The organism is Terriglobus saanensis SP1PR4, from assembly GCF_000179915.2.
In the GTDB taxonomy this organism is placed as follows: domain Bacteria; phylum Acidobacteriota; class Terriglobia; order Terriglobales; family Acidobacteriaceae; genus Terriglobus; species Terriglobus saanensis.
The window spans coordinates 4,096,098-4,121,956 of record NC_014963.1; the positions used below are offsets into that span (position 1 = coordinate 4,096,098).

Annotated in this window: 24 protein-coding genes; 13 read left to right on the forward strand and 11 right to left on the reverse strand. The window is 58.1% G+C overall.

Annotated features, from left to right (window positions below):
• The first annotated feature begins 87 nt into the window (after positions 1-87).
• Positions 88-540 (forward strand): hypothetical protein, encoded by a 453-nt coding sequence (locus ACIPR4_RS16790; RefSeq protein ID WP_041586155.1) that lies wholly within the window; start codon positions 88-90, stop codon positions 538-540.
• On the opposite strand, the gene bshA is transcribed toward ACIPR4_RS16790, so the two are convergent.
• Positions 530-1,684 carry an N-acetyl-alpha-D-glucosaminyl L-malate synthase BshA gene (gene bshA, locus ACIPR4_RS16795; protein WP_013569864.1) on the reverse strand — a complete coding sequence of 385 codons (1,155 nt, stop codon included), beginning with the start codon at positions 1,682-1,684 and terminating at the stop codon, positions 530-532. The two genes, ACIPR4_RS16790 and bshA, sit on opposite strands and share 11 nt — an antisense overlap.
• A gap of 90 nt (positions 1,685-1,774) precedes the next feature.
• Between bshA and ACIPR4_RS16800 the strand changes: the two genes are divergently transcribed.
• Entirely contained in the window at positions 1,775-2,149 is a 375-nt protein-coding gene (locus ACIPR4_RS16800; protein WP_013569865.1) for a hypothetical protein, read from the forward strand.
• Between the two features lie 26 nt (positions 2,150-2,175).
• A complete protein-coding gene (locus ACIPR4_RS16805) occupies positions 2,176-3,708 on the forward strand; it encodes a hypothetical protein (protein ID WP_013569866.1) in 1,533 nt (510 codons plus the stop codon).
• Between the two features lie 3 nt (positions 3,709-3,711).
• Here ACIPR4_RS16805 and ACIPR4_RS16810 read toward each other — a convergent pair whose 3' ends face one another.
• Both ACIPR4_RS16810 and ACIPR4_RS16815 read right to left on the reverse strand, forming a co-directional pair.
• Complete coding sequence (locus tag ACIPR4_RS16810; protein WP_013569867.1) at positions 3,712-6,477, reverse strand: ABC transporter permease; 2,766 nt, start codon at positions 6,475-6,477, stop codon at positions 3,712-3,714.
• Positions 6,477-6,818 carry a PadR family transcriptional regulator gene (locus ACIPR4_RS16815; RefSeq protein WP_013569868.1) on the reverse strand — a complete coding sequence of 114 codons (342 nt, stop codon included), beginning with the start codon at positions 6,816-6,818 and terminating at the stop codon, positions 6,477-6,479. The genes ACIPR4_RS16810 and ACIPR4_RS16815 overlap by 1 nt, the downstream gene beginning before the upstream one ends.
• 259 nt (positions 6,819-7,077) lie before the next feature.
• Between ACIPR4_RS16815 and ACIPR4_RS16820 the strand changes: the two genes are divergently transcribed.
• Positions 7,078-7,494 (forward strand): helix-turn-helix transcriptional regulator, encoded by a 417-nt coding sequence (locus tag ACIPR4_RS16820; protein WP_013569869.1) that lies wholly within the window; start codon positions 7,078-7,080, stop codon positions 7,492-7,494.
• 146 nt (positions 7,495-7,640) lie between these two features.
• Entirely contained in the window at positions 7,641-10,979 is a 3,339-nt protein-coding gene (locus ACIPR4_RS16825; RefSeq protein ID WP_013569870.1) for a TonB-dependent receptor, read from the forward strand.
• A gap of 164 nt (positions 10,980-11,143) precedes the next feature.
• On the opposite strand, the gene ACIPR4_RS16830 is transcribed toward ACIPR4_RS16825, so the two are convergent.
• Positions 11,144-11,677, reverse strand: coding sequence for a nuclear transport factor 2 family protein (locus ACIPR4_RS16830; RefSeq protein WP_049780985.1), 534 nt, complete (start codon positions 11,675-11,677; stop codon positions 11,144-11,146).
• Positions 11,678-11,996: 319 nt separating this feature from the next.
• Between ACIPR4_RS16830 and ACIPR4_RS16835 the strand changes: the two genes are divergently transcribed.
• A complete protein-coding gene (locus tag ACIPR4_RS16835) occupies positions 11,997-13,376 on the forward strand; it encodes a hypothetical protein (protein WP_041586156.1) in 1,380 nt (459 codons plus the stop codon).
• A gap of 144 nt (positions 13,377-13,520) precedes the next feature.
• Here ACIPR4_RS16835 and ACIPR4_RS16840 read toward each other — a convergent pair whose 3' ends face one another.
• Together ACIPR4_RS16840 and ACIPR4_RS16845 are read right to left on the reverse strand one after the other, a co-directional pair.
• A complete protein-coding gene (locus ACIPR4_RS16840) occupies positions 13,521-14,255 on the reverse strand; it encodes an EAL domain-containing protein (RefSeq protein WP_013569873.1) in 735 nt (244 codons plus the stop codon).
• The gene (locus ACIPR4_RS16845) at positions 14,252-14,713 is read right to left on the reverse strand and encodes a BLUF domain-containing protein (protein WP_013569874.1); all 462 of its coding nucleotides are present in this window, start codon (positions 14,711-14,713) and stop codon (positions 14,252-14,254) included. Before ACIPR4_RS16845 ends, ACIPR4_RS16840 begins: the two co-directional genes overlap by 4 nt.
• A 185-nt stretch (positions 14,714-14,898) precedes the next feature.
• Here ACIPR4_RS16845 and glmS point away from each other — a divergent pair, with 185 nt between their 5' ends.
• Genes glmS through ACIPR4_RS16865 form a run of 4 tightly spaced genes read left to right on the forward strand, consistent with a single transcriptional unit; the run spans position 14,899 to position 19,386 of the window.
• Positions 14,899-16,833 (forward strand): glutamine--fructose-6-phosphate transaminase (isomerizing), encoded by a 1,935-nt coding sequence (gene glmS / locus ACIPR4_RS16850; RefSeq protein WP_013569875.1) that lies wholly within the window; start codon positions 14,899-14,901, stop codon positions 16,831-16,833.
• 42 nt (positions 16,834-16,875) lie between these two features.
• The gene (locus ACIPR4_RS16855; RefSeq protein ID WP_013569876.1) at positions 16,876-17,688 is read left to right on the forward strand and encodes a DNA adenine methylase; all 813 of its coding nucleotides are present in this window, start codon (positions 16,876-16,878) and stop codon (positions 17,686-17,688) included.
• Between the two features lie 26 nt (positions 17,689-17,714).
• A complete protein-coding gene (locus ACIPR4_RS16860; RefSeq protein ID WP_013569877.1) occupies positions 17,715-18,248 on the forward strand; it encodes a hypothetical protein in 534 nt (177 codons plus the stop codon).
• The gene (locus tag ACIPR4_RS16865; protein WP_013569878.1) at positions 18,241-19,386 is read left to right on the forward strand and encodes a DGQHR domain-containing protein; all 1,146 of its coding nucleotides are present in this window, start codon (positions 18,241-18,243) and stop codon (positions 19,384-19,386) included. Before ACIPR4_RS16860 ends, ACIPR4_RS16865 begins: the two co-directional genes overlap by 8 nt.
• Positions 19,387-19,459: 73 nt before the next feature.
• On the opposite strand, the gene ACIPR4_RS16870 is transcribed toward ACIPR4_RS16865, so the two are convergent.
• The 3 genes from ACIPR4_RS16870 to ACIPR4_RS16880 form a co-directional block, all read right to left on the reverse strand.
• Complete coding sequence (locus tag ACIPR4_RS16870) at positions 19,460-20,080, reverse strand: hypothetical protein (protein WP_187290205.1); 621 nt, start codon at positions 20,078-20,080, stop codon at positions 19,460-19,462.
• 20 nt (positions 20,081-20,100) lie between these two features.
• The gene (gene def, locus ACIPR4_RS16875) at positions 20,101-20,664 is read right to left on the reverse strand and encodes a peptide deformylase (protein WP_013569880.1); all 564 of its coding nucleotides are present in this window, start codon (positions 20,662-20,664) and stop codon (positions 20,101-20,103) included.
• A gap of 85 nt (positions 20,665-20,749) precedes the next feature.
• The gene (locus ACIPR4_RS16880; protein WP_083811954.1) at positions 20,750-21,196 is read right to left on the reverse strand and encodes a DUF3574 domain-containing protein; all 447 of its coding nucleotides are present in this window, start codon (positions 21,194-21,196) and stop codon (positions 20,750-20,752) included.
• Positions 21,197-21,387: 191 nt separating this feature from the next.
• Between ACIPR4_RS16880 and ACIPR4_RS16885 the strand changes: the two genes are divergently transcribed.
• Both ACIPR4_RS16885 and ACIPR4_RS22595 read left to right on the forward strand, forming a co-directional pair.
• Complete coding sequence (locus ACIPR4_RS16885) at positions 21,388-21,720, forward strand: hypothetical protein (protein ID WP_013569882.1); 333 nt, start codon at positions 21,388-21,390, stop codon at positions 21,718-21,720.
• A gap of 444 nt (positions 21,721-22,164) precedes the next feature.
• Positions 22,165-22,767, forward strand: a complete 603-nt coding sequence (locus ACIPR4_RS22595; protein WP_013569883.1) for a putative adhesin — start codon at positions 22,165-22,167, stop codon at positions 22,765-22,767.
• A gap of 81 nt (positions 22,768-22,848) precedes the next feature.
• Here ACIPR4_RS22595 and ACIPR4_RS16895 read toward each other — a convergent pair whose 3' ends face one another.
• Positions 22,849-23,127 carry a hypothetical protein gene (locus tag ACIPR4_RS16895; protein WP_187290206.1) on the reverse strand — a complete coding sequence of 93 codons (279 nt, stop codon included), beginning with the start codon at positions 23,125-23,127 and terminating at the stop codon, positions 22,849-22,851.
• Between the two features lie 13 nt (positions 23,128-23,140).
• Here ACIPR4_RS16895 and ACIPR4_RS16900 point away from each other — a divergent pair, with 13 nt between their 5' ends.
• Positions 23,141-24,691: an RNB domain-containing ribonuclease gene (locus ACIPR4_RS16900; RefSeq protein ID WP_245536370.1), complete on the forward strand. Its 1,551-nt coding sequence runs from the start codon at positions 23,141-23,143 to the stop codon at positions 24,689-24,691.
• 165 nt (positions 24,692-24,856) lie between these two features.
• Here the strand turns inward: ACIPR4_RS16900 and egtD are convergent, their stop codons facing one another.
• Positions 24,857-25,846, reverse strand: a complete 990-nt coding sequence (gene egtD, locus ACIPR4_RS16905; protein ID WP_013569886.1) for an L-histidine N(alpha)-methyltransferase — start codon at positions 25,844-25,846, stop codon at positions 24,857-24,859.
• Positions 25,847-25,859 lie beyond the last annotated feature (13 nt).

Genomic DNA, 25,859 nt, shown 5'->3' on the forward strand with positions numbered 1-25,859 from the left:
CTTTTCTTTCCTGAGAAATCTGTTTGTGCGCTCTGCGCGACCCCACCCTTCCGCGATAAAGCTGCGGAAGAATGGGGCACGCGGTCTTTGCTTCACTCTCAGCGCGAAACAAAGGAATCTACTTTCGCTCCGCAGCAATCCGGTGTACGCTCGGCCATCATGCGCATCTTCCGCATCGTCGTCGGCGCCCTGCTCGGATACATCCTCTCCGCAGCGACCTCCATCGCCTGGTTTCTCTTCACACATCACGCACCGACAGCCCCAGCCACCGTCCTCTACATGGCGTTGACCGCGATCTACGGCATCGCCTGCTCCATCGTGGTGGGATACCTCGCCGCACGCATCGGCGGAAACATCGCCTCAGCCTACGGCGTGGCATTTCTGTTGGTCTTTCTCTCACTCTGGTCGATCTTCGAGTCGCACCCCACGCACGCGGCACCGGCGGAGTATCTCTGGTCGATCCTGATCTCCATGCTTCTCATGGCGCCCGCCACCGTCGTAGGCGGACATTTGCTTCGCAACAGAATACCTACCGGTTGAGCGTCTTCCGCTCTTCGCGTTCGATCACGGCCCGGTAGTAAGCCTCGTACTGAGGAATAATGCGCGTGGTGCAGAACCTGTCTCTCGCCACACCTCGTGCCGCCTCCGCCATCGCCGCGCGACGAGGCTCATCGCTCAGCAGGCTTATTGCCGCAGCAGCCATATTCTCGACATCGCCGACGGGAAACAGCAGGCCGGTCACGTCTTCGTCGATCAACTCCGGCACGCCGCCTACACGCGTTGCGATCACGGGCACGGAGCAGGCCATCGCCTCCAGCGCCGCCAGGCCGAAAGACTCCATCTCACTTGGCATCAGCATCAGGTCGGCCAAAGGAAGCAGGTCCTGCACCTGGTCCTGCTTTCCGACGAAGTGAATGAGATCGTGAACGCCCAGATCGCGCGCCAGCCACTCCGCTCCCGAGCGCTCTGGCCCATCACCAATCATCAGCAACCGCGAAGGAATGTGCTTCACCACGCGGGCAAAGACCTCCACCACGTCCAGCACGCGCTTTACCTTGCGAAAGTTCGACAGATGCACCACCAGCCGCTCACCCAGAGCGGCGTAGCGAAGACGCGCTTCGGCATGCTCCGGTTTGCGCACATACTCGTCGCAGTTCACGAAGTTGTGAATCACTTCGATCTTCTGTTCCGTATGAAACGCGGCGCGCGTACGCTCCGCCAGATGCTCGGAGATGGCCGTCACACCATCGCTCTCGTCGATCCCGAAACGCGTGATCGGAAGGTACGAGCGATCCAGCCCAACCAGCGTAATGTCCGTTCCATGCAGCGTCGTAATGAAGGGCAAACGTACCCCTCGCGCCGCCAGCATCTGCCGCGCCAGCAGGGCGCTGATCGAGTGCGGAATGGCATAGTGCACATGCAGAACATCCAGGCCGTAGAACTCCGCTACCTCCGCCATACGGCTTGCAAGCGCCAGATCGTACGGAGGGTATTGAAAGAGCGGATAGTCGGAGACCGTCACTTCGTGAAAATGAATGCGCTCTTCGCGCCCTGTCAGCCGGAACGGTTGAGCATAGGTGATGAAGTGAATCTCATGACCGCGCGCCGCGAGTTCCAGGCCAAGCTCTGTAGCCACCACGCCGCTGCCGCCGTACGTCGGATAGCAGGTAATCCCGATCTTCATAAAGCCATGATCGCACCGTCTGCGCACTTTCGCCTGCGGCGGCCAAAGTCGAAGGTTTCCTCATCTATGCCATAATCCGTATCAGCCACCATGATCATCTTCCGGGCCACTCTCGCAGCTGTTTTAGGCGCTCTCATCGCGCTGGGGCTCTACCTCGCGTGGTTCTTTGCCATCACCCATCACGATCACCCCTGGGATGGTGAAACCCTCGGCTTCATGGTGCTCACGGCATTTGTCGCGGCCCTATGTGGCCTGATCGGCGGATACATTGGCGCGCTCTCCGCACCGCTTACGCCGCGCGGCGCAGCCGATGCCATGGCCGCCCTCATCGCCATCGCCGCCGTCTTCGCAGACCGTCACACCCCCGGACAGCACCACTGGGCACAGCTGATTGCGCTCTTCGTGGCCGCACCCGCAGCCTATGCCGCCGGTCGCCTGCGGAAGCCCCTTCCTCGACCCGCCTGAGCTGTACCGGCGTATCCTCGTGGGATATGAGCGTGAACCAGACCCGCCGCAACTTCCTCGCCGCCACCGCAGCAACCGCCGCCCTCACCCTCCCCGGAGCCAGGCTCTTTGCGCAAGAGGCCACAAGCATCACCCTCACGCTCGACCCTTCAGCAGCCCCCCTGCATCGTGTTCCGACAGACTTCCTCGGCCTCTCCTATGAGGTCCAGCAACTCGTCGACCCCAACTTCTTCTCTCCGAAGAACACCGGCCTCGTCCGTGCCTTCAAGGAACTGACGCCAAACGGCGTCCTTCGCCTCGGCGGCAACACCAGCGAGTTCGCCTGGTGGAAGCCCAAGCCCTCCACGCCGGAGCCGAGCCACCCCGTAACCCGCGTCGTCGAAGGCGAACCGCCCGCGGCCTACTACGCCGTTACCGCCGAAGCCGTACAGAACCTCTCCGCCTTCCTCCACGCCACCGGCTGGACCTGCCTCTACGGCATCAATCTCGGCACCAACACGCCGGAGCGCGCAGCAGATGAAGCCGCCTTCGCCGCCAGGACCCTCGGCTCCAGCCTGCAGTACTTCCAGGTCGGCAACGAGGTCGACCTCTTCGATCGCCACCTCCGCGACCCTAAAACATGGTCCGTGGACGCATACCTCGCCGAGTGGATTCCTATCGCGCAGGCCATCACCGCACGTGTTCCCGACGCGAAGTTCGGAATCCCTGACGTCGCTGCGGACATCAACTGGCTTCCAAAGGTCGCAGAGCGCTGGACCTCCATTGCCAACGCTCCCAGGGTCACCACCGTCTCGCACCACTACTACTTCGGTGGTCCGGCCACGAACCCCGACGTCAACATCCCCAGGCTCCTCAAGGCGAATCCCAAGGTGCAGCAGAACGCCGACATCGCCACCGCAGCCGCGCAAAAGATGAACGCCCACGTCCGCATGACCGAAGGCAACACTTGCTATCGAGGCGGCAAGCCTGGCGTCTCAGACACCTTCGCCTCCGCTCTGTGGTCTGCAGACTACACACTTCTGCTCGCCTTCAACGGATACTCCGGTCTCAACCTCCACGGCGGCACCGGCAAATCCGTCGCGAACTCCGTCGGCGGCGTCCTCCCCGGCGACACGATGCTCGAACAATCCGGCTCGACTCCATCCCAGATCGCCACGCATCCGCACCCCTTCTACACACCCATCGCTACCTTCCCCAAAACAACTGGAGATGAGTATCTGCTGGAACCCGTGGCCATAGGCATGAAGTTCGCTTCTGCTTTCGCCGGTGCGCAGATTCTCCCACTCGACTTCAATCCGGGTGAAGTCAACGCGACAGCCTACTTCGCCAAGCTCCCCGGCGGCCACTTCTCGCTCATCGTGCTCAACAAGGACGCCACCCGCGAGCTCACGCTCACGATTCCGGGCAGGCACATTACGGTAAAGACGGAACTCCTCACCGGACCGTCCCTCGACAGCCGCGAGACGCACATCTCTTCCGGCGAAACGATCAAACCCACGGCCGTCGGACTCACGCTGACCATTCCAAAATCCACCGGCATCCGCTTCACTACCGTATAGCCATCACTCCGTCCGAAGCGCGCGCATTGGATCCACTGATGCCGCGCGCCGCGCCGGAATCCATCCCGCTACCCAGGCCGCCAGAGCCAGCACCAACGTCGCCGCACTCAGTACGCCGAGGTCCTGCCCCGTCACGCCATACAGCTGAGACTTCACCAGCCGCGCAGACAGCAGAGCGGCGGGTACTCCAATCAGTAGTCCCAATCCCGCCTGCAGCATCGCTCCGCGCAAAATCATCCGCACCACATCGCCACGCTTCGCCCCCAGCGCCATGCGTATCCCGATCTCTGAGGTACGTCCCGCAACCGTATACGAGGTCACACCATACAAGCCAACAGAAGCCAGTACCAGCGCAAGCAAGCCGAACATCTGCGTGAGCCGCGCCATCGTCCGTTCACCATCGAAGTTGCCGCCGATCTGTTCCGCAAACGTCTGGAAACGGTCCACCGTCAGATTTGGATCGATACTCGCCATCGTCCTCCGGACCTCAGCTTCCAACTCAGGCGGGATCATGTTCATCTGCAACACGAACTGTTCCGCATAGAGCGACGCATCCATACCTCCCGGTGCAGGCAGGCCGGAAGGCTGCAGCATCGGCGTGAAGTACATCGGAGCCGGATCTGACCGAGCATCTTCGTACTTTGTATCTTCCACAACGCCTACAATCTCGAAATCTCCGGAGTGCTTGATCTCATTTGCGCCGAAGCGTCGGCCCAGCGGGTCTTTTCCGTCGGCAAAGACCTTTTTTACAAACGCCTCGTTCACCACCGCAACCTTCGGTGCAGTCGCAGTATCCGCAGCGGTAAAGGGTCGACCCCTCACAACCCTCTGCCCTACTGACTGGAAGTACTCCGAACTTGCACGGTTGAAATACGAAGTCACCTCCTGCCCCGGATCTGGCGCGCGCTGCCCCTGCGGGTAAACATAAAAACTCCACGTATCGCCACACAGCGGCGTATAGAGCGTCAGACCCACGTGCTTCACGCCCGGCATGGCATGAAACCTGTCCTCGATCTGGCTATACAGGCCTTGCAGTCGCTCGGGCTTATATCCGGCCTTCAGCGGATTCATCGTTACCACCACACGATTCTCCGCCTCCAATCCAAAATTCTGATGCTGAAGATGATTCAAGCTCATTCCCAATAAACCCGCACCCACCAGCAGCACCAGCGACAACGCCGCCTGCAGCACAACCAGACCGCGCTGCAGCAGAGAAGATCCGTCTCGCGTCGAGCGATTGGCGCCACGCATTGCGTTCACCGGCTGCTCGTTTGAAGTCATCCAAGCGGGCCCCACTCCAAAGGACACCCCTGTCACCAGAGAGACCCCAAACGCGAACCCAAGCACCGGCAGCGAGGGCACTGCGTCCACGGGCATTACCACCGCCCGCGTGAACAGCAAGGACAACAGCATCTTCGTTCCCGCATAGGAGACTGCTATACCCGCCACACCTCCCATGCAGGCCAGCACCAGGCTCTCCGTCAACCTCTGTCGTATGATTCTCGACCGCGCCGCCCCCAACGCCATGCGTACGGAGATCTCCCCGCGCTGCGCCACACCGCGCGCGAGCATCAGGTTGGCAATATTCGCACACGCGATCAGAAGCACCAGCCCGGCAAGGCCCATCAACAGATGCAGACGATTCGCCATCTCGTGCTGCATCCCTGCAATCCCAGCCCCTCCCGGAGCCAGCACCACGTGCGCCTGCGCCAGCCGCGCCTTTCCCTGCGTCGTTTGAAAGTCCTTCAACTCCCCAAGAGACTGCCGTAGCAGGCCGCTCATCTTCTCCTGCAGCGACGCAATCGCCACTGCCGGCTTCACACGACCGATCAGAAACAACCAACCGAGATTCGATTTATCGCGCGCTCCATAAAAACCAAGCGTGGGCTCCTGTGAGATCGGCAGATAAAAATCCGGAGGGTTCACCGACAGCCGGTCTCCATAAAAGCCCTGCGGCGTCACACCAAGAATCGTCACCGGATGTGTGTTCATCAACAGACTGCTTCCGACCACCGATGGGTCCCGCGCATAGTCCCTCACCCACGCATGGTAGCTCAACATCGCCACCGGCGTCGCTCCATCCGCGTCGTCGGAAGGCGTCAACGTGCGCCCCGCTACTGCATGCACGCCGAAGGTTTGAAAATAATTGCCGGAGACGAACTCCCCAAAGGCGGAGTGCGAGGTCGTGTCCCCGGAAGCGCGCCGCACGGAGAGATCCGCCATGCCTCCCTGCATCGCGGCCAACTCTTCCATCTCTGGCGTGCGGTCGCGCAAATATTTGTATCCTTCGTAGGAGAAGATGGAGAACGCACCGCGCATCGACCCCAGGTTCAACGTGCAGCAGATCTCGCCATCTCCTACACGCACCAATGCCTTCGGATCCACCACGGGTAGGTCTTTCAACAACACCGCATGCACCAGGGTGAAGATCGCCGTATTCGCTCCGATGCCCAACGCCAACGTCAGTACTGCCGTCACCATAAACCCTGGGTTCTTGGCCAACTGCCGCAGGGCGTAGCGCACGTCTCCTACCAGAGACTCCACAAACGGCAACCCACGCTGCTGGCGATAAGCACCCTTCGTCTGCTCCATTCCGCCGAGATAGATCAACGCCCGGCGGCGGGCCTCTGCCTGGCTCAGCCCAGATCGAACGCTGTCTTCCATATGCATCTGCACATGGCTCTGAAGTTCCGCTTCCAGGTCCGCTTCAGCAGTCCCGGCACCCAACAGCCCCAGCACGCGCATCCACAACTCTCGAAGCTTTCGCATCAGACCTCCTCTACCGGCATAAGAAAGCGCTCGACGATGGCCGTCGTCTGCTCCCACTCGCGCCTCTCACTCTCCAGCCGCTTCTTGCCCGCGCGTGTCAGCTTGTAAAACTTCGCCTTGCGGTTACTCTCCGAAAGGCCCCACTCGGAAGAGATTGCCCCCTCCTGCTCCAGCTTCAACAGTGCCGGGTACAGCGTTCCGTAGTTTAACGAAAGCAGATCACCGCTCGTCTGCTCGATCCGCCGCGCCAATCCATAACCATGCAAAGACCCCATCGTCTCCAACGTTCGGAGAGCCATAAGGGCCAAAGTCCCCTGCCACACACCCGATTTCTCGCCCACGCTTCCTCCTATGGGAAACCCATAGCAATCCTGCCACAACTCCTATGGGTACACAATAGGAAAGATTGTTTTCCCGTCACGAAAAGCAAGTGCCCCATTCTTTGCGCAGTTTTATCGCGCAAAGGGTGGGGTCGCGCAGAGCGCACAAACCAGATCTTTGAGGAAGACAAAAGCAGATCCCTCCGCTTCGCTACGGGATGACTAGTTGTGTCTATTTGGAACCTCGCATTCATGGGATTCGTTGCGGCACAATACCCCTATGACCACAACTCCCATGCTCAATCCGCGCGAAGCCGCCCGCCTGCTCGGCATCAGCTACCCGACCATCAAGCAGTGGATCCTCGCTGGCAAGCTTAAGACGTCGACGACACCCGGCGGCCACCACCGCATCGCGACCTCCTCGCTCCAACCTTTTCTGGCGAAAGATAAGCTGAAGCCTGCAGCCGAATCGCGCGAGCGCTATCGCCGTGTCTCCGGCCGCAACCAGCTCATCGGTAAGATCGTCAGCATCCGCATCGAAGGCCTTCTGGCGCAGATCGTTCTCGCCATCGACGATCAGCAGATCACCAGCATTATCACCGCCGACGCCGCACGCGAACTTGGCCTGAAAAAGGGCCAGACCGCCGCCGCCCTTATCAAATCTACCGACGTCATGATTGAGCAAATCGAAGTCTGAGGGCGTTACTTTGTCTGCCCATGGCATTCCACCTTGTCATTCCGTAGCGAAGCGAAGAAATCTGTTTTTTGGAAGCCGCAAAACCGGCAAAGCCAAAAGGCGACAATCCGGAATCAATACGAATTAAATCGTTTAGATTCGTATTTATGCCTCGCACAAGATTTTTGTTCCTCCTGATCGTTTGCTGCCTCTTCGCTATGCCCTCCCACGCCCAGGTCCTCGGCGAACTCAAAGGGCAGATCACGGATGCCTCGGGTGCCACCCTCCCCGGCGCGCGTGTCACGCTAACCCAGACCGCCAACGGCGTCAGCCAGAGCCGTCAAGCTACGAGCGCGGGCGAGTACGACTACACGCAGCTGAACTCCGGTACGTACAAAATCTCTGTCGAGCAGCCCGGCTTCTCTCGCCTGGAGCGCTCCGGCATCACCGTCACCACGGGACAGACCATACGTCTGGACCTGCAGCTCCAGGTCGGAGGCAGCGAACAGACGGTCACCGTAAACGCAGACGCGCCTCTGCTCCAGGCGGCCACCAGCGACATTGCCACCACGATTCCCGGTCGCACCGTCGTTGCCCTGCCACTGAACTCGCGTAACTTCATCCAGCTCACGCAGCTCGCGCCCGGTGTGGAACTTCCGCCCGGCACGCTGCTTCCGCGCATCAACGGCGGTCGCCCACGCACCAACGAGTATCTCTACGACGGCATCTCCGCACTCCAGCCCGAACCCGGCCAAGTCGCCTTCTTCCCCATCGTCGACGGCATCGCCGAGTTCACCGTGGAGTCCAACAACGTTCCCGCTGAGTTTGGCCGCTTCAACGGCGGCGTGGTCAACGTCGCCACACGCAGCGGCGAAAGCCAGTTCCACGGCTCTGTCTTCGAGTTCATTCGCAACGAGGCGCTCAACGCGCGCAACTTCTTCGCCACGAGCACCGCACGCAAGCCTGAGTACCGCCGCAACCTCTACGGCGCAACCTTCGGCGGTCCCATCCTGCGCGATCGCCTCTTCTTCTTCTCCGACTATCAAGGAGTCAAGCAGCGCATCGGCGTTACACGCATCTCCACCGTGCCCACCCTCGCCATGCGCCAGGGCAACTTCTCCGGCGTCTCGAAGGTCTACAACCCCAACACCACCCAGACCGTCGCCGGAAAGATCGTCCGCACCGAGTACGCCAACGACACCATCACCAGCCCGCTCGATCCCGCAGCGGTTGCTCTGCTCTCACGTATCCCCGTTCCGACCAGCGCAGGTGCAGCCAACAACTACACGCGCACGGCCAACGACGACGACCATCAGAACCAGTTCGATCTACGGCTCGATGCGGCTCTTGGACAGCACGATCGCGGCTTCGCCCGCTACAGCTACTACAACGAAGTAGAGCAGCCCGTTACACCACTCCCCGACGGCTCGGGAGCCATCAGCGGTTCTGTCCTCGGTACGGGCAACGTCACCGGCCTCACCAATGTTCTTGGTCAGCAGATCGTCTTCAACGAGACCCACACCTTCTCGCCCAGCCTGCTGAATAACTTCCGCCTTGGCTACACGCGGCGCGGCAACTCGCAGCTTGGCGCCACGCTGAACAACACCGCCTCCACCGCTCTCGGCATTCCTGGTATCCCGACGAACGCCAGCTTCAACAACACGCTTCCCCTTTTCACCTTCACCGGATTCCAGCAGCTCGGCGCGAGCGCCAGCACCTCCGCCAACTACCAGACCGCAGTCGCAGAACTCGTTGACACCGTCGTCTGGACCAAGGGCGCGCACTCCTTCAAAGCCGGAGCAGATCTTCGCCGCTACGAGTTGAACGCCATCTCGCCTCCCAACCCCACCGGCTCCTTCGCCTTCACCACGACGGGTACGGACATCACAGGAACCGCGGGCGCAACCGGCGGAAACTCCTTCGCCAGTTTCCTCCTCGGACAAGTCGATACCTTCTCCATCGACCTCCAGAGCCGCACCATTCGGCCTCGCGACTACATCCACGAGTTCTTCCTACAGGATGACTGGCGCGTAAACTCCAAGCTCACCGTCAACGTCGGCGCGCGCTGGAGCCTGCACATGCCCTCCACGGAAACGCATAACCAGGGCGCCGTCTTTAATCTCGCCACGCAGCAACTCGACTATCTCGGCGTCAACGGCAGCTCCCGCTCGGCGCGCGAACTCCATTGGGGTAACGTCGCTCCTCGCGTCGGCTTCGCTTATTCGCCCGACCAGAAGACCGTCATCCGCAGCGGCTTCGGCATCGTCTTTATCGATCAGAGCGGCATCACCACGCCCTTCACTACGCCGCAGTATCCCTTCATTCAAAATGTGCAACAGAGAACGCAGGACGGATACGCCGCCGCCTTCAAACTCAGCAATGGCCCCACCGTCACACCTGTGCCGCCCACCGCTGACGCAGGCCTCGGCCAGAGCGTCTATACCGCGAATAAGAAGGCCGGTTCCGGCTACGTGGAGCAGTGGAACCTCGCCGTGCAGCGCTCACTGACCAACAGCCTCTCCTTCGACATCGCCTATGTTGGCTCGCATGTCGTCCACGTAGGCATTCCCGATGCGAATTTGAATCAGCTCACCGCCGCACAACTCGCCGTCGGCCTCACGAATCCCGCCGCGCTCACGGGCAAAGTCACCAATCCCTTCTTCAATCAGATCCCAACCTCCAGCACACTGAACACTTCCACCATCGCCGCAGCCCAGTTGCTGAAACCCTTTCCCCGCTTTCAGAATGTCGCCACGTATCGCAATAACACCGGCACCTCCAACTACAACGCCATCGAAGCCAAGCTGGAACAACGCGTCAACCGCGGCCTCTACCTTCTGCTCTCGTACACGCACTCCAAGCTGATCGACGACGCCTCCTCCGTCTTCTCCTCCACCGTGCTCTCCTCGCCCAATACCTCGTCGCTCATCGCAGCGGACACTTTCCGTCCCTACCTCGAACGTGACTCGTCGCAGGGCGACATGCCCAACGTCCTCACCTTCACCGCCGTCTACGATCTTCCGAAATTCGCGGGCCATGGTCTCGCTACCGTAGCTCTCGGCGGATGGACAGCGAACGTCATCCTCACCCTGCAGAGCGGCATGCCCGTCGCCGTCACCCAGGCCACGAACAACAATAGCTTCGCTGGCATCGTCCTGCAGCGCCCGAACATCAACGCGCAAGCCGCTCTCCCCGCAGGCCAACGCACGCCTGCGCACTTCTTCAACACGGCGGCTTTCACTGCAGCGCCGCAGTTCACCTTCGGCAATGCCTCACGTAATCCGGTTCGAGGCCCCGCCTATCGCGATGCAGACTTTGCACTCGTCAAACACACCGACATTCGCGAACGCACAGACCTGGAGCTCCGCGCTGAACTCTTCAATATCACCAACACCCCGGCGTTCTCCCAGCCCAGCGGCTCCTTCGGCTCCGCCGCCTTCGGCAGCATCACCAGCACCACCACCGACCCGCGCGTAGCCCAGATCGCCATCCGCATCCGGCGCTAAAGAAAACGTCTCACCACGAAACCGGGTGCCCCAGACCTGCGCAGCTTCACCGCTCATGTCTGGGATATTCGCGCACAGGCGCGAACCGCTTTTAAAAGCTCAGGCCACAACCAACATCCCTCCCGCACATCGCAAAAAGCGCGATGTACGGGGCACCCGGCAGCTTACTTATCCGAACAATCCGCTCTGCTATTGTCTGCAATCCCGGTGATCAGCCAATGACCATCCTGCTTAAATAGCGTGGCAATGTCGGTTCCACAATGATGTATCTTGCCGTCAACAGTAAAGGTGTAGGGCACCCAGATCGCGGCGATATCATGATCGATGTAAATCACCGGATGAGAAAGAACTTCTTCATATTTCGTTGTACCGGCCTTGGGCAGGCGGTCTACAAAAGCATCCCATGAAAGCTGCAGAGGTTTCCCGCCGCGTATGAGTGTTGCCATGCCTCCGGGGAATAGCTGTGCCCGTATGAGTTCGTGGTTGCCTTGAGCAAGGCCGTCCATGATGGATTGCAAGGGATTGAGAACAGCCTTTTCCTCGGAGCTAAGATCGCTTGTCGATGAAGCACGAAGTGGTGTCGTGGGGAGAAGCGCCATCAGCACACAGAAAGAGGAAAAGCGCGCAAATGCCACCGAATGCCTGTAAACATTCGTTTTTAGCCATTTAATCGAGGTACGTCCAGAGAAAGCCATCATGGCCTTAATCTTAGTTGCCCGCTTCGTTATACTGCTCCAGCTCTATGAAAATTCGCTTACAGAAAATCGCTTTTCTCACTCAATTCTCTTTTGGGAATAACTCCGCATTTAACCCGGAAATTAAAATGAGCGGTTGCTCCTCGGTAAGCTGTTTTAGTTTCTATAGATGATGTTTATTCAGTGGAGCCGATTGAGTCGGGCGGGCTGTTATAGGTTTTCCATAACTACAGTCCTTTCCTTATGCCTGGCCGTTTTCATCGGCTTCACCCTACATTGGCCTCTCGTCAATGACGCGGCCTACATCCATTACGTCGTCTTCATGCTCGAGCATCACCACGCGCCTTACCGCGATCTGATCGACTTTCAGATGCCGGGCACATATGCCGTTGACTGGTTGGTCATGCACGCTCTAGGCACGGGCGCGCTGGCATGGCGCATCTACGATCTTGGGCTGCTTGTACTCGCGGGGCTTGCCCTCTTCACCATTTGCAGGCCCTATGGTCACTTCGCAGGATTCTATGCCGCTTCGCTCTTCGCGGTCTTTCATGCACGGGATGGCATCGCTCAAACTGGTCAAAGAGATCTGACCATTGCGATCCTGGTGCTCATTGGAGTAGCGGTTCTCATAAGCCAAATGTGGCGGAACTCACTTGCTTCCAGGCTCTGTTTCGGCATCTGTCTCGGCGCTGCCACGACCATCAAACCGACCGCAATCCTCTTTCTCGCTTGCTTCTATTTTCTCCCCGCAGATTCCGCATACAACACAGGTCGGCGCTTGCGTCAGACCTTGGAAATCATCCTGGGCTTACTTATTGCCCCGATCGCAGCAGGGTTGTGGTTGCTACGAAATCACGCCTTGCGAGCATTTTGGACAACAGCCTCAACGCTTGTCCCCCTGCACGCACGGCTCGGACACGCAAGCCTGGCCTACCTTTTCAAATGGGCTCTCACGCCGTCTCTGCTCGCTCTGAGTTGCCTCGCCCTGGCTTGCCGATGGATCGGGAAAATTCAACTGCCGCAGCGGCGGCTCCTTTTCGCGGGCACACTTTGCGGAGCGGCTTCCTATTTCATGCAGGGAAAGGGCTTCCCGTATCACCGCTATCCGGCATATGCCTTTCTCTTTCCGCTTCTTACGTTGGAGTTTCTATCTGCGCTTCGAAAAGTGGGGGCGACTCGCATTCTGGGATACAGCGGCCTTGCCTTAGGAACGATCACCGCGCCTCTCTGCGTCTCCCGCGCAGTGCACGATCGTTGGCCGATGGAGACGCAAGCCTTTCTGACGGCTGACCTGCGGGCCATCGCTCAGCCTGGCAAAATCGGATCCTTGAGCGGCCATGTGCAATGCGTCGACAGCATCAGCGGTTGCGCGACCACGCTCTACGATCTGAACCTGATTCAATCGACGGGACAGATGCAGGACGAACTCCTCTTTGCCGCACCCCCAAAAGAATCTTCCAGACAGGCCAGGGAAATTGCGGACCTGAGAAGAGCCTTCCTCGCGGAACTCATAAAGAATCCTCCCAAACTCCTGATCGTTTCCCCATGGCTGTTTCCCGAAGGTCCTGACTCTTACCAGAAGCTACAGCGATGGCCGGAGTTCTTGAATCTCCTGCAGCAAAGATTCATCCTGCGGGAGGAAAGGCGGCTTGCCCCTAACATCAATGGCCCCGCGGGCTATCGCCTCTATGTCTTGCGCTAGGTGAGCCGCAAGACCTGTGCCCCATTCTTTTGCAGCTTTATCGCGAAAGGGTAGGGTCGCGCGGAGCGCACAAACCGAATCTATCGGGAAGCGGAAAGCAGATCCCTTCGCTTCGCTACGGGATGACAAAAGGAGACAGGTATCCTAAACCTCAAACTCCGGATAGTACACGTCGGGAAACTGTTCAAACGCGGGCCGCGCAAACAGATACCCCTGGAACCATCGGAAACCCTCATCGCGAAACCACATATACTCGTCGATGGTCTCCACACCCTCCACCACGATGTCTACACCGAGGTCGCCGCAAGCCACCGCCAGCGCGCGCACAATCGCCTGCCTTGCGCCGCGCGCCTCGATCCTCCGCACAAGGTTCATATCCAGCTTGATCTGGTCCGGCTGAAAATCCGCCAGCAGGCTCAAACCGGAGTACCCCTTACCAAAGTCGTCGATCGAAATATTCATGCCCAGGCTTTTATATTCATTGATCAGCAAAGCAAATCCCGTCTGGTCACCGATCAACTCCACCTCGCTGATCTCCAGCACAATGCTGTCCAGGGGAATCTCATTCTTCTCCGCCGCCTGCACCGTACTCAAAATTACCTCCGAGGACGAGTAGATCGTGGTCGGCAGAAAGTTCAGATTCAGGTGACTCGTCAGTCCCAGCTTCGCCGCCGTCTGGATGGCGACGACCCTGCACTCTCGATCGAACTCCGCAAGCTCTTCGATTGAGTTGCGGGTCAGCATCTCGTGCGCAGATTCCCCACTCAGTCCACGCACCAACGCCTCATAGGAGACAACTTTGCGGTCCACCACGTCGATCACGGGTTGAAAGGCAAAGCTGAAGGGCCGCTTCAATTCTGGTCTCTGGAGCACGATCATCCCGGGATCTTCTTCAGGTTGTGGCGCAGCTTCGTCCTCCATCGACCCGCTGCGAACGCCCGCAATAGTTTCTGACTTCTCCCCGCTCGCAGTCCTGTGCAGCACGTGCCTTCCTGAAAGAAGTCATTCAGCCCGCCAATTGCTGCCTGTTCTGCATGCGTCAGGTCGGAAAATCCCATCGTCCAATCGCTGAACGCGCGCTTTGCAATCGGTTCGGAGATGATATCGGTGACACGGGTAAAGAGGTGGTCTTCCGCTGTCTTCGCATACGTCGCAGCCACATCCTCCGGGGCCCCCTCCAGGATCTGGAAGAAGCTTCCTTCGGTGTAGAGCAGAATCCCCGTGATGCCGCGGTGCTTATTGTTCGCCCGGGCCACCAGCAGAATGTCCACCAATTCTGCAGTATTCAGTGGGACCGTAGCCACACTGGCATAAATACAATGCATCAGCGCCGACATAAAACCCTTTCGCTCCACAAAGCAATTTGTCAGATGGCCGACAGCATGAAGCTGGTTCTTACGGAAGAGGAAGTCTCACCCGATATTACCTCGGGCCGCCCGCGACAGGCATAGTCCTGAAACTTAAGGCATCTATCTCATCAACAAAACGGTACACATTCCCAACCATCGTCTAAGCTTTCACCATGTGTGGCATCGTTGGTTATATCGGCTCAAAGTCCGTCGTCCCCGTCATCATTGAAGGCCTACGCCGTCTCGAATACCGCGGGTACGACTCCGCCGGGATCGCAGTCGCAGGCGACCCCGCCAACCCCACGAAGCTTGAACTTCGCCGCGCCCCGGGCAAGCTCGCCAACCTGGAAGCCGTGCTCGCCGAGCGCCCCGTCCACGGCACCTACGGCATCGGCCACACGCGTTGGGCCACGCATGGCCGCCCGACGGAGGAGAACGCCCATCCCCACCGCGACGGCACCGGTACCCTCGTCGTCGTGCATAACGGCATCGTAGAAAATTACCTCGCCCTCAAGCAGGAGCTCATCGCACGCGGACACAGCTTCGCCTCGCAGACCGACACCGAGATCATCGCCCACCTCATCGAAGACGAGATCAACCAACACGCCGCCGCCAGCGAAAAGACCGAAAGCGCAAACGAATCCGAGGCCGTCATCACAACACCCGCGACGGGCCTGCCCCTCGAAGAAGCAGTCCGCAGAGCCGTCCACCGCCTCTCCGGAGCCTTCGCCATCGGCGTCCTCTCCGCCAACGAGCCGGACAAGCTCGTCGCCGCGCGCTCCGGCCCGCCCGCCGTCATCGGCTTCGGCGACGGAGAATACTTCCTCGCCTCCGACGTCCCCGGCATCCTCCACCACACACGCGACATCGTCTTCCTCCAGGACGGAGACATCGCTGTCCTCACCACACAGGGCGTCCGCTTCCTCGACTTCGAAAACAACCCCATCGAACGCAAGCCGCAGCGCATCACCTGGGACCCCATCCAGGCCGAAAAGAACGGCTACAAGCACTTCATGCTCAAGGAGATCAACGAGCAGCCCCGCGCCATCCGCGACACCACCCTCGGTCGCGTCTCGCTCGATACCGGAGAGATCTTCCTCCCCGACCTCCAGCTCAGCAAGGAACAGATCAACGCCACCACCAACCTCACCATCGCCGCCTGCGGTACCTCCTGGCATGCCGGTCTCGCAGGCAAGTATATGATCGAACGCCTCGCCCGCCTTCCCGTGGACGTCGACTACGCCTCTGAGTATCGCTACCGCGACCCCATCCCCTCCGCCCTCGGCCTCCTCATCACCCAGTCCGGCGAGACGGCGGACACCATCGCCGCGCAGGCACAGATGATCGCCGCCGGAACGCCCACGCTCGCCATCTGCAACGTCGTCGGCTCGGCCATCACGCGCAAAGCCCAGGGAGTCATCACCACCAACGCCGGTCCGGAGATCGGCGTCGCCTCCACCAAGGCCTTCACCGCGCAGCTCACCGCCCTCTTCACCCTGGCCATGTACTTAGGACAACAACGCGGCCACCTCACGCCTGCAATGTCGCTCCACTACGCCACCGAGCTCGCCAAGGTCCCCGCCAAGGCCGAAGAGATCCTCCGCACCGTCGACGACCAGTGCGTTCAGCTCGCCAAACTCTTCAGCGCAGCCAACGACTTCCTCTTCCTCGGTCGGGGCATCCACTTCCCCATCGCGCTCGAAGGCGCACTCAAGCTGAAAGAGATCTCCTACATCCACGCCGAAGGCTACCCTGCAGGCGAGATGAAACACGGCCCCAACGCCCTCATCGACGAAAACCTTCCCGTCGTCTGCATCGCCACCCAGGACCCGGCCGACCCCACCAGCGTCCTCCGCTACGAAAAGACCCTCAGCAACATCCAGGAAGTAACCGCCCGCTCCGGCCGCGTCATCGCCATCGCCACCGAAGGCGACAACCAGATCACAGGCCTCGTAGAACACACGATCCACATCCCCGCCGCGCCTGACCTCTTACTCCCGATCCTGGAAACGATTCCGCTGCAACTGCTGGCCTACCATATCTCGGTAAGGCGAGGGTGTGATGTGGATCAGCCGAGGAATCTGGCAAAGAGCGTGACGGTAGAGTAGCCTAGCGAGTCTAGACCGTATCCGAGAAAGATCGTTTCAGCTATGACCGACGTCCAGCCATTCCTGCGGTGGGCGGGAGGAAAGAGGCAGCTTGTGCCCGCTTTGCTTTCGCAACTTCCCGCAGATATTACGAAAAGACGATATATCGAGCCGTTCTTAGGAGCAGGCTCACTTTTCTTCGCTGTCAAACCCAAAAGAGCCATTTTAGGAGATGCAAATAAGGCTCTTATCGCAACCTATCGCGCGATCCGAGACGATGCTCCATGCGTGCGCCATCATCTTTCGCGACTGGTCAATAGCCACAGTGCGGCCTCCTATTACGTCGTGAGAGACGCGTACAACAAGGGCACTTTTTCGCCTGAGCAAGCAGCAAGATTTCTCTACTTGAATAAAGCCTGTTTCAACGGAATATTTAGGGTTAATCTGAAGGGCGAGTTCAACGTTCCCAAGGGCAGCAAAGACAAACTTGTGATTCCTGAAGAAGCAGCATTTTCTTCACTCGCGAGCGTTCTCCGCAAAGCGACTTTTCGCCCTTGGCCTTATCAAACAACATTAAAGTGGGCCAAGGCCGAAGATTTTGTCTACCTGGATCCACCATACCCGGCTCTAAACGGAACCGCATATTTCACTCACTACACTGCAGATCGATTCGACGATAAAGCACAGGAGACACTTGCGGCAGAGGTGTGGAACTTGCATAATCGGGGCATTCCCTTCTTAATGTCCAACGCCGATGTTAAAGTTGTTCGCGGTCTATATTCCGCATTCACGATTACTCCTGTCGACGTGCGGCGTTTTATCAGTTGCAAGACAGATAGGGTTCAAGTGTCCGAACTCTTGATCAAGAACTATTGATTTCATGCGATAAGGAGAACGCTTCCGTGGCGGACGATTTTCTAGAAGCGGTAAAGGTAAGAATGGGGCCATTCTATAAAGCATGGATCGCCACTCTAGCGGCCCTGTTCTTCGGGCTGGGACCTATACTGTGCGCGTGGGTAACATTCGCTGTTCATGGTAAGTTTCTCGCGCATTACGCTGCGACCTTGGGGAACGGCGATGCTCTTATGATCGCTTCGTCACTCGCTGGTCCCGCGCTAGTACTGGCATTCAAGCGGCGAGACCCCGAAACCATGGGAGCTCCTCAACTAATGGGACTCATCGGACTCGGTCTTGTTTTCGCCTCTGTTGTTGTCTTTATGAACGCTTCTCCTAATTCCGCAATAGGTGGTGGGCCACTGGAGGAACAGCGCGTCCTAACATTCACGTACATTCTTCTCCCCGCCAGCGTCTTATATGCGCTATGGATTTCATACCTGGATGAGCGATCAAACTCACTTCGAGATTTCAATAAAGTAAATGACACAAACGGATCAAAGTTGAACATCAGTTTCTCCGGAGGGTCAGGAAATGTCTAGCATAGAGTTTCCTTGCCTAGAAATCGCTCAGCCCATTGGTGTTTTCTACATCGGTGTTATGGCTCAGTCGGACCTTATCGAAATTTCTAAATCAGATGTCATCCATATTGACAAGGATGAACGTGATATCGAAACCGTCTCGGGTCTTGAGCGTCCTATTAGCCGCCTTCGCGTGAAGGAACTCCAAGAGTATGTTAAAAACATCGATGCGGCCTTTCCAACAGGGGTCATCATCGCGGTGTCCGCAATGGATGTTGAGTTCGATCGAAATCAAAAGGTTATGAAGCTTCGGCGCGGTGACGATGTTGCAACGATTATCGATGGTCAACATCGGATTGAAGGGTTAAAGGGCTTGCCTCCAACGTTCCGCTTTGACATGAACGTTACGATTTTTGTCGATATGGATCCAGAAGATCAAGCTGCGATTTTCTCTACGATCAATTTGAAGCAGGTACCGGTTTCTAAATCAATCACCTATGAGCTTTTCGAGTATGCAAGAAGTCGCAGTCCACAAAAGACGTGTCACCAAATTGCTAGACGTTTAAACCAATCGAGCGGTTCTCCGTTCAAAGATAAGATCATGATCCTCGGCGTCGCTCATGACAAAGATAAAGAGACGCTCACCCAAGCTGCATTTATTAAGCCACTTGAAAAGCTCATCGTTCCGGAAAAGCAGGCGATGGCAGATCGCGACGCGTTAAAGCGTGGCAGACACATTCCTAAGCCGACTGAAGTAGAAGTTCGCACGAAGCGCTTGGTTTTCCGTAGTTGGTTCTTGGACGATCAAGACTCAAAAATTGCTCAAACCATTGTCAATTACTTTGCGGCGGTCGAAGCTGTATGGCCGAAGGCTTGGGGAGTAAAAACGCCGGGTCTAGTGCTAAACAGGACTACCGGCTACAACGCGCTTATGCGAGTCCTACCGCTCTTGCTTTTCAAGCTCGGAATTGATGAAGTTCACTCCATCGAAGACTTTGCCAGTTTTCTTTCGTTGGTTACCTTGACTGATGATGACTTCAACCCAAACATCTTCAAACCAGGCAGCAGCGGCGAAGCCATTTTGTATCAAAGGCTTCTTTCTAATATGAAGATTGACGAGAGCCAACCGTGGAAAGGATTAACCGTCAAGTCCATTTAGGACTGTTCATCCAACGCTGAAGTTACGACGTCGCCGCAGACGGCGCAACAAAGGCGATCTCCGGCAGCTCCGCTTACTTAAACTCAGGCGGCACCTGATCTGCTTGAGGAGTTCCGTTCCATACCATACTTGCGACCCACCATCGCTTGCCATCGAAAACGAGTTGGCTGAGATTCGTTCCGATACGGCGCTCACTCTCCTCAGTTCCCTCTCCCAGCGTGTGGGTGTAGAACACGTTTGCAATCGATCCAAACTGTTCTACCTTCACCTTCTGCACCACCTCATGCACGGTCGCCGTTTCTCTGGCCTTCCTGACCGCGTCGATCCACTCGCTCACCCGGAGATACATTACCTTCTCTTCACCAGGCTTACCGCCGGCCTCTCCAATCATTCCGTCGGGCAAAAAGAGAGAGCGAAAGCGATCCCAGTTGAAGGGTCCCGGAGGCCCGCTGATCGCTTCGTGAATCGCCGTGACGATGGCTTTTGGGGAAACGACGTCCTCTGGCCGTGGCTTGGGAATCCTCTGCGCCAGCTCAGTCCCAGTGGAGTGCAGCTTCCGCTCCAGCTCTTCTTCAGACGGAGCTCTTTCCTGGTTATTCGCGGCCTTTTGGACTTCTGCCCGTAACGCGGGAATGCCACAAGAGATCGCGAGCATCGCAACTGCGATCATTGCAAATCTAGATTTTTGCTTCATATTTCCTTTTCGAACAAAACCTACGACGGCGTCACAGGCGGAGCAACATACTGCTTGTAGTGCTCAATCGTCGTAAACGTCCCACTCTCCATGCGATCGATATAGAGCACCCCGTTCAGATGGTCGATCTCATGTTGCAGAATGCGGGCGAACCAGCCCTCTGCCTCGATGACCTGGGGTTCGGCTTTTTCATTCAGGCAGGTCACGCGGACAGACTGCGACCGCGGCACGCTGGCCATGAACCCCGGAATGCTCAGGCAGCCTTCATAAGCCGAAACGTGCGCAGGAAGAAGCTCGATCTTCGGATTGAAAATCGCGAGGTAATCGTAGGGCGTGCTCTGCCACTCCTTGACCTCGGCCTCATTCATCTTCTTATGAAACTGCGGCCTGCCTTCGAGGACTGCGAGTTGCAGCGATTCCCCGATCTGCGGCGCCGCCAGACCCACTCCAGGAGCACGCCACATCGTCTCCCGCATGTTCTTCACAAGCTCCTGGATCGCTGGACTCAGAATCTCTTCCTGAGACAGAGCGCGTGCTTGCTTTCGTAAGACAGGATCCCCGGCGGTACAGATATTTAAAAGCATGAAACGTAACCTCAAACCTCTCTTAGAACTCTCAGGGGGAAACCCCACAAGCCCTGGTTTATTCCAACTCTCCACAGGACCGACGTCAAAAAGAGACTTCCGCCTTGCTATCGACCCGCAGTACGGATTGATGATGGAACCTCGTCTTGTACGCCTCGCGGATCAACGTGATCTTGGCGTCGGTGGCGATCGTCCTGTCTTTGTAAAGGAGAATCAGGACAATCGAGTGCTCCTTTCCAATCACGCCCCTGGCATCGCGCCACTGCCCAAATCCCTGCAGCTCCGTCAGCCCATCGGGAAATCGAGGCGTCACCTCGTCGTCGATAAAGTGGCCGAACTCCTCCTCCGAAACGGACCCACCCTCAGGCCCGCCCGCACCGAAGTAAAGCTCCGTCCGCTCCCATACCTCATGAGCAGCAGACCGCCTTGCCCTTTGAAGTGGCTCCGCTCCAATGGGGAGAGCGGCTACTTCGGCAAAGGAGCATAAAAGCACAACGGACAGGACCTTGCGCGTAAAAGATACCTTCATCATTCTCTCCTCAAATAGAAACAGAGACTTACGTGCTTCCAACACGCCCGAGGCACGGATATTCCCTCACGAATTGCTGCATAAAGATGCAACAGTCAGAATAATTATTCATAAATATTTGATTACAAACCATTTACTGGACTTCAAGCACGGCTTCGGGCAGACTTGAATACAAGCACCACAAAGGCTTGAGTATGTTTTACAAAAATGCAGCAAACGTTCTGACCGGAAAAGAAAGTACCGAAAGCTCCAAACCGCGCCTCGTCCTCATGCCTTCGGCGCAAGGCAAAATCACAGCAAACCGGGCCCTTCCCGAGCTCCTTTCCATCACCGCCCGCCGCTGCTCTTCCTTCTTTGCAGAGGCAGCCGTCCTGGTCCTCGTCTTCGGCGTGCTGGATTTCTTTATGCTGCGTGGCAAGATCGAACTCGGCTGGGTAGGCGGCGCATTTGCCATCTCCCTCTGCCTCCTCGCCGCCAGCATCGCCACGGACTTCAGCGCGCGTCGCTGGCTCTGGAGTCATCCCTAGCGTTCCCACCGAAATCTCCGAAGACCCCGCAGACGCAACGGAAGAGTAGCCACGGCAGGCCGCAGGCTGATTCAACATGCTGACCTGCGGCCCTGCCCCTTCTGGCGCTTCTGCTTACCGGCCTCGCGGCCGCCTCTCTCTGCCCAGGCTCCCGCGTACGACCTCCTGCTCAATGGGGGCCACGTCGTCGACGCCGTGCGCGATGTCGCCAACAGGGACGCCGCCATCGCCGCCATCGCCGAAAATCTTCCGGGGTCCGCAGCGAAGAAGACCATCTCGGATCCGCTTTTCTCCGCACTTAAGATTCAATCGGTCGCCCACCTTTTCTCGGCTACGACTAAACGACTGCGTGACAGATTGCCCTCGTGACAGGCAAATCGATGGGATGGAATATTCCGGAGCCTTGAATGTCCTACAAGCAGGAGTTTAAAGGAGGAATACAAATTGGCGCGACCATCTGCAGGTCAGGTAGAACTAGGAAATTACGCATATCTCATTCCTAGTATTGGTGAGCCGACAAGCGACTATGTCGTGCTTGCACATGGTGCGAGAGTCCAAGGGCACACCTTTTTCGCCCCCCAAGGATGCACCATTAGTTACTATGCAGAACAGGGTTCTTCTTATCTGATGCCTGCTGGTCCGATCCTTGAGTATCGGACTCGAACTCAACATCGACCGACAGCAAACCACACCGTCAACTTTGGCTTTCCTGCTCCCGATGTCGTTTTAGGTAAAATCTTAGGCCGCCACTGGGTGGATCCCCTACAAGCGGGCGGCGCAGATCACTACTCCCAGTTGCGCCGTGAGATGGTCTATTCTTTGCATGGAAACAATGCAGCCTGGGCGCCTCATGTGGTGGTCGTGCGTAATCGGAAATGGCCGCATATGAATAATGAGATTTGGCTGAGTGCTTTGGTTAGGGAGATTGTCAAGCACAAGGGGCCAAACGTAGACATTCATCTTCTCAGTTGTTTAGGCCTGGAGCAGGCTAACAGATGGAGGTCTGGTAAACAGGCCTACCAGGACGAAACATCACCCGAATTGTAAGCAGCTCCGCAGAGATCAACCGGTTTTCGACGCGCGGGCGTTCCCTGGCACGGAGTACACCTGCCTTACCCCACGCAGAAACTACTCCTGCACGAGCACGTGCCTGTGCCGCTGCAGCCACCAGCACGGCGAATCGCCGCCCTCCGGAAACATCGACCGGCTGCACTGCACATCGGCGGATCCATCCGGGTAATACTCTTCCTTGTTGCCTTTGAGCGCGACCACCGTCACCTGATCCACGGTGACGGTCGCCACGCCTGCGCCATGAGAGAGATGCACGCGCCATACCGCCCAGTCCACGGCATACGCCAGCGCCAGCAGCAGCACCGCTCCCGCTACGACCTTCCCTAGAATCCGCAAAACATATCCGACCATGCATCGCAGCGTAACAGAACACCCTCTTTGTTCCATTGGCATCCAATCCGCCATGTCCGGAAATCATTTCGATCTCAACGTCGCCGCAGCAGGCGAGATGCAGTTTCAGGGTTTCAGCCTCCGCCACAGCGCAGACGAGCAGGCGCAGCTTGCCACCATCGTCGCCAACGACGGCGTCCCTCAAACCGATCTCGACGCCCTCCTCGATCTCCGCAATCTTCTCTGGTCCTCCATCGACAACGACACCTCCCGCGATCTCGACCAGATTGAATGGGCCGAAGAGACGGTTGACCCTGTCGACCCCAAAGACGCAGCCATCCGCGTTCTCATCGGCGTCGCGGATGTCTCCGCCGCCATCGCGAAGGATTCACCCATCGATCGCTTCGCCCGCGACCAAACCCAGACCGTCTACACCGGCGTGCGCAACTTCCCCATGCTTCCCAACGCGCTCTCTACCGGTCTCACTTCGCTGAACGAAAATGAAGATCGCGCCGCGCTCATCATCGAATACACCGTGCTGAAAGACGGCGCGATGATCCACCAGAAGATCTATCGCGCGCAGGTACAGAACAAGGCGCAGCTCGCCTACTCCAGCGTCGGTCCGTTTCTTTCAGACAACAAGATCGACGCGCGCCTCAGCATCAAACTTGCCGCGAACCCTGAGTTGCAGCAGCAGCTTCGCCTGCAGGACGAGGCGGCGCAAAACCTCCGCGCCGCCCGCGCACGCAACGGCTCGCTCGACTTCCGCCGCTCCGAGGCGCAGCCCATCCTCGCCGACGGTGTGGTGAAGTCCATTGAAAGCATCGAACACAACCGCGCCATGCAGCTCATCGAAGACCTCATGATCGCCTCGAACGAGACCGTCGCCGAGAGCCTGCACAACGCCAAACGCTCCAGCCTTCGCCGTATCGTGCGCTCGCCCGAACGCTGGCAGCGCATCGTCGATCTCGCCGCGCTCAAGGGCACGCAGCTTCCAGCCGAGCCGGACTCGCTCGCCCTCAACGGCTTTATTCTCGAACAGCAGAAGGCCGACCCCGACCACTATCCAGACCTCGCACTCACGATCATCAAGCTGATGGGAGCAGGCGAATATGTCCTCTCGCGCGGTAACGATCCGACTCCGCCCGCACACTTCGCGCTCGCCGCGCAGGATTACTCGCACTCGACCGCGCCCAATCGCCGCTTCCCTGATCTCGTTACGCAACGCCTCGTCAAAGCCATGCTTGCACACGAACCCGCGCCGTACGGCGACGACGAACTTGCCATGATCGCGGAACACACCAACGACCGCGAACGCGCTACCAACAAGGTTGCCCGCTCCATGTTCAAACGCATCACGGCAGTCGCCATGCAGAACCGCGTGGGAGAAACCTTCAACGGCGTGATCACCGGAGCCAACGATAAGGGAGTGTGGGTGCGCGTCTTCACACCGCCCGTAGAAGGCAAGATCGTTCAGGGAGACAAGGGCCTCGACGTCGGCGACAAGGTCCGCGTCAAACTCATTCACACCGACCCACAACGCGCCTTCATCGACTTCGCAAGGGTGTAAGACACTGTGCCCCATTCTTTCGCAGCTTCATCGCGAAAGGGTGAGGTCGCGCAGAGCGCACAAACCAGATCTCACAGGAAAACAAAACAGATCCCCGTTTCACTACGGGATGACAAAGGGTTCGTGGTCTCCTATTTGTCATCCCGTAGGGATCTGCTGTTGTATCTAAACCCGCGCCAACGTCACTGCAAACCACCCACGCTCATCCATCCAGGTCTCCTCCACCGAGAACCCCGAGTCCTCCACCAAAGAACGCACGCTGTCCGCCGTGAACTTATAGCTGTTCTCCGTATGGATCGTCTCGCCATTGGCAAACGGCACCATCAGATTCGCCGCCGGGATACGTACCCGCTGTGCAGTGAGGCTTTCCAGATGCATCTCGATCCGCGACTCCGCCGCATTCCATCGCGCCTGATGTCGGAACCGCGCGAGATCGAAGTCCGCGCCAAGCTCCTTATTCAATCGCCGCAGTACATTCAGATTGAAAGCCCCCGTCACGCCGTTCTCATCGTCATACGCCGCAACAAGAATCGCTTCATCCTTCACCATGTCCGTCCCGAGAAGTAACGAATCGCCCGACTTCAGCTGCCCGCGCAGGTTCCGCAGAATGGCCCGAGCTTCATCGGGCGCAAAGTTTCCAATGCTCGATCCGATATAAAGTGCCATCGTCGGTCCATCGTGCGGAGCCAGTTCAAGTGCGTCCGTGACATAGTTCGCAACCTCCGGCTCAACGCAGACTTCGGTTAACGAACGTGACAGGCTCTCGCAGGCCTCATCCAGCGCAGACGCGGAGACATCAATCGGCACATACGTCACCGCGCCCTGCAACTTTACTGCGGCGTCCAGCAGAATGCCCGTCTTCGAAGCCGTTCCCGCGCCAAGCTCTACGACACGCAAAGGCTTCGTAGACGCACCCTTCGCCGCGGTGATGATCCCCTCCGCATATCCGGCAAAGATCGCACGCTCGGTGCGCGTCGGATAGTACTCCGGCAGCACCGTAATACGCTCGAAGAGACGCGATCCTGCAGCGTCATAAAAAAGCCATGGCGCCAACGATCGCGGCTGCGGAATCAGCCCGCGCTGTACCTCGCGAATCACCGCACACCGGGTCAGCTCCTCGGCTGACACTTCCATCTCACGAACTAAAGCACCCATTACAACCCACCCT

Excerpts from the sequence above, each read along its gene's own strand:
- bshA (WP_013569864.1), bottom strand. The coding sequence starts at position 1,684 with ATGAAGATCGGGATTACCTGCTATCCGACGTACGGCGGCAGCGGCGTG.
- ACIPR4_RS16800 (WP_013569865.1), top strand. The coding sequence starts at position 1,775 with ATGATCATCTTCCGGGCCACTCTCGCAGCTGTTTTAGGCGCTCTCATC.
- ACIPR4_RS16805 (WP_013569866.1), top strand. The coding sequence starts at position 2,176 with ATGAGCGTGAACCAGACCCGCCGCAACTTCCTCGCCGCCACCGCAGCA.
- ACIPR4_RS16810 (WP_013569867.1), bottom strand. The coding sequence starts at position 6,477 with ATGCGAAAGCTTCGAGAGTTGTGGATGCGCGTGCTGGGGCTGTTGGGT.
- ACIPR4_RS16820 (WP_013569869.1), top strand. The coding sequence starts at position 7,078 with ATGACCACAACTCCCATGCTCAATCCGCGCGAAGCCGCCCGCCTGCTC.
- ACIPR4_RS16825 (WP_013569870.1), top strand. The coding sequence starts at position 7,641 with ATGCCTCGCACAAGATTTTTGTTCCTCCTGATCGTTTGCTGCCTCTTC.
- ACIPR4_RS16830 (WP_049780985.1), bottom strand. The coding sequence starts at position 11,677 with ATGATGGCTTTCTCTGGACGTACCTCGATTAAATGGCTAAAAACGAAT.
- ACIPR4_RS16835 (WP_041586156.1), top strand. The coding sequence starts at position 11,997 with ATGCTCGAGCATCACCACGCGCCTTACCGCGATCTGATCGACTTTCAG.
- ACIPR4_RS16840 (WP_013569873.1), bottom strand. The coding sequence starts at position 14,255 with ATGATCGTGCTCCAGAGACCAGAATTGAAGCGGCCCTTCAGCTTTGCC.
- ACIPR4_RS16845 (WP_013569874.1), bottom strand. The coding sequence starts at position 14,713 with ATGTCGGCGCTGATGCATTGTATTTATGCCAGTGTGGCTACGGTCCCA.
- glmS (WP_013569875.1), top strand. The coding sequence starts at position 14,899 with ATGTGTGGCATCGTTGGTTATATCGGCTCAAAGTCCGTCGTCCCCGTC.
- ACIPR4_RS16855 (WP_013569876.1), top strand. The coding sequence starts at position 16,876 with ATGACCGACGTCCAGCCATTCCTGCGGTGGGCGGGAGGAAAGAGGCAG.
- ACIPR4_RS16865 (WP_013569878.1), top strand. The coding sequence starts at position 18,241 with ATGTCTAGCATAGAGTTTCCTTGCCTAGAAATCGCTCAGCCCATTGGT.
- ACIPR4_RS16870 (WP_187290205.1), bottom strand. The coding sequence starts at position 20,080 with ATGAAGCAAAAATCTAGATTTGCAATGATCGCAGTTGCGATGCTCGCG.
- def (WP_013569880.1), bottom strand. The coding sequence starts at position 20,664 with ATGCTTTTAAATATCTGTACCGCCGGGGATCCTGTCTTACGAAAGCAA.
- ACIPR4_RS16880 (WP_083811954.1), bottom strand. The coding sequence starts at position 21,196 with ATGATGAAGGTATCTTTTACGCGCAAGGTCCTGTCCGTTGTGCTTTTA.
- ACIPR4_RS16885 (WP_013569882.1), top strand. The coding sequence starts at position 21,388 with ATGTTTTACAAAAATGCAGCAAACGTTCTGACCGGAAAAGAAAGTACC.
- ACIPR4_RS16900 (WP_245536370.1), top strand. The coding sequence starts at position 23,141 with ATGCATCGCAGCGTAACAGAACACCCTCTTTGTTCCATTGGCATCCAA.
- egtD (WP_013569886.1), bottom strand. The coding sequence starts at position 25,846 with ATGGGTGCTTTAGTTCGTGAGATGGAAGTGTCAGCCGAGGAGCTGACC.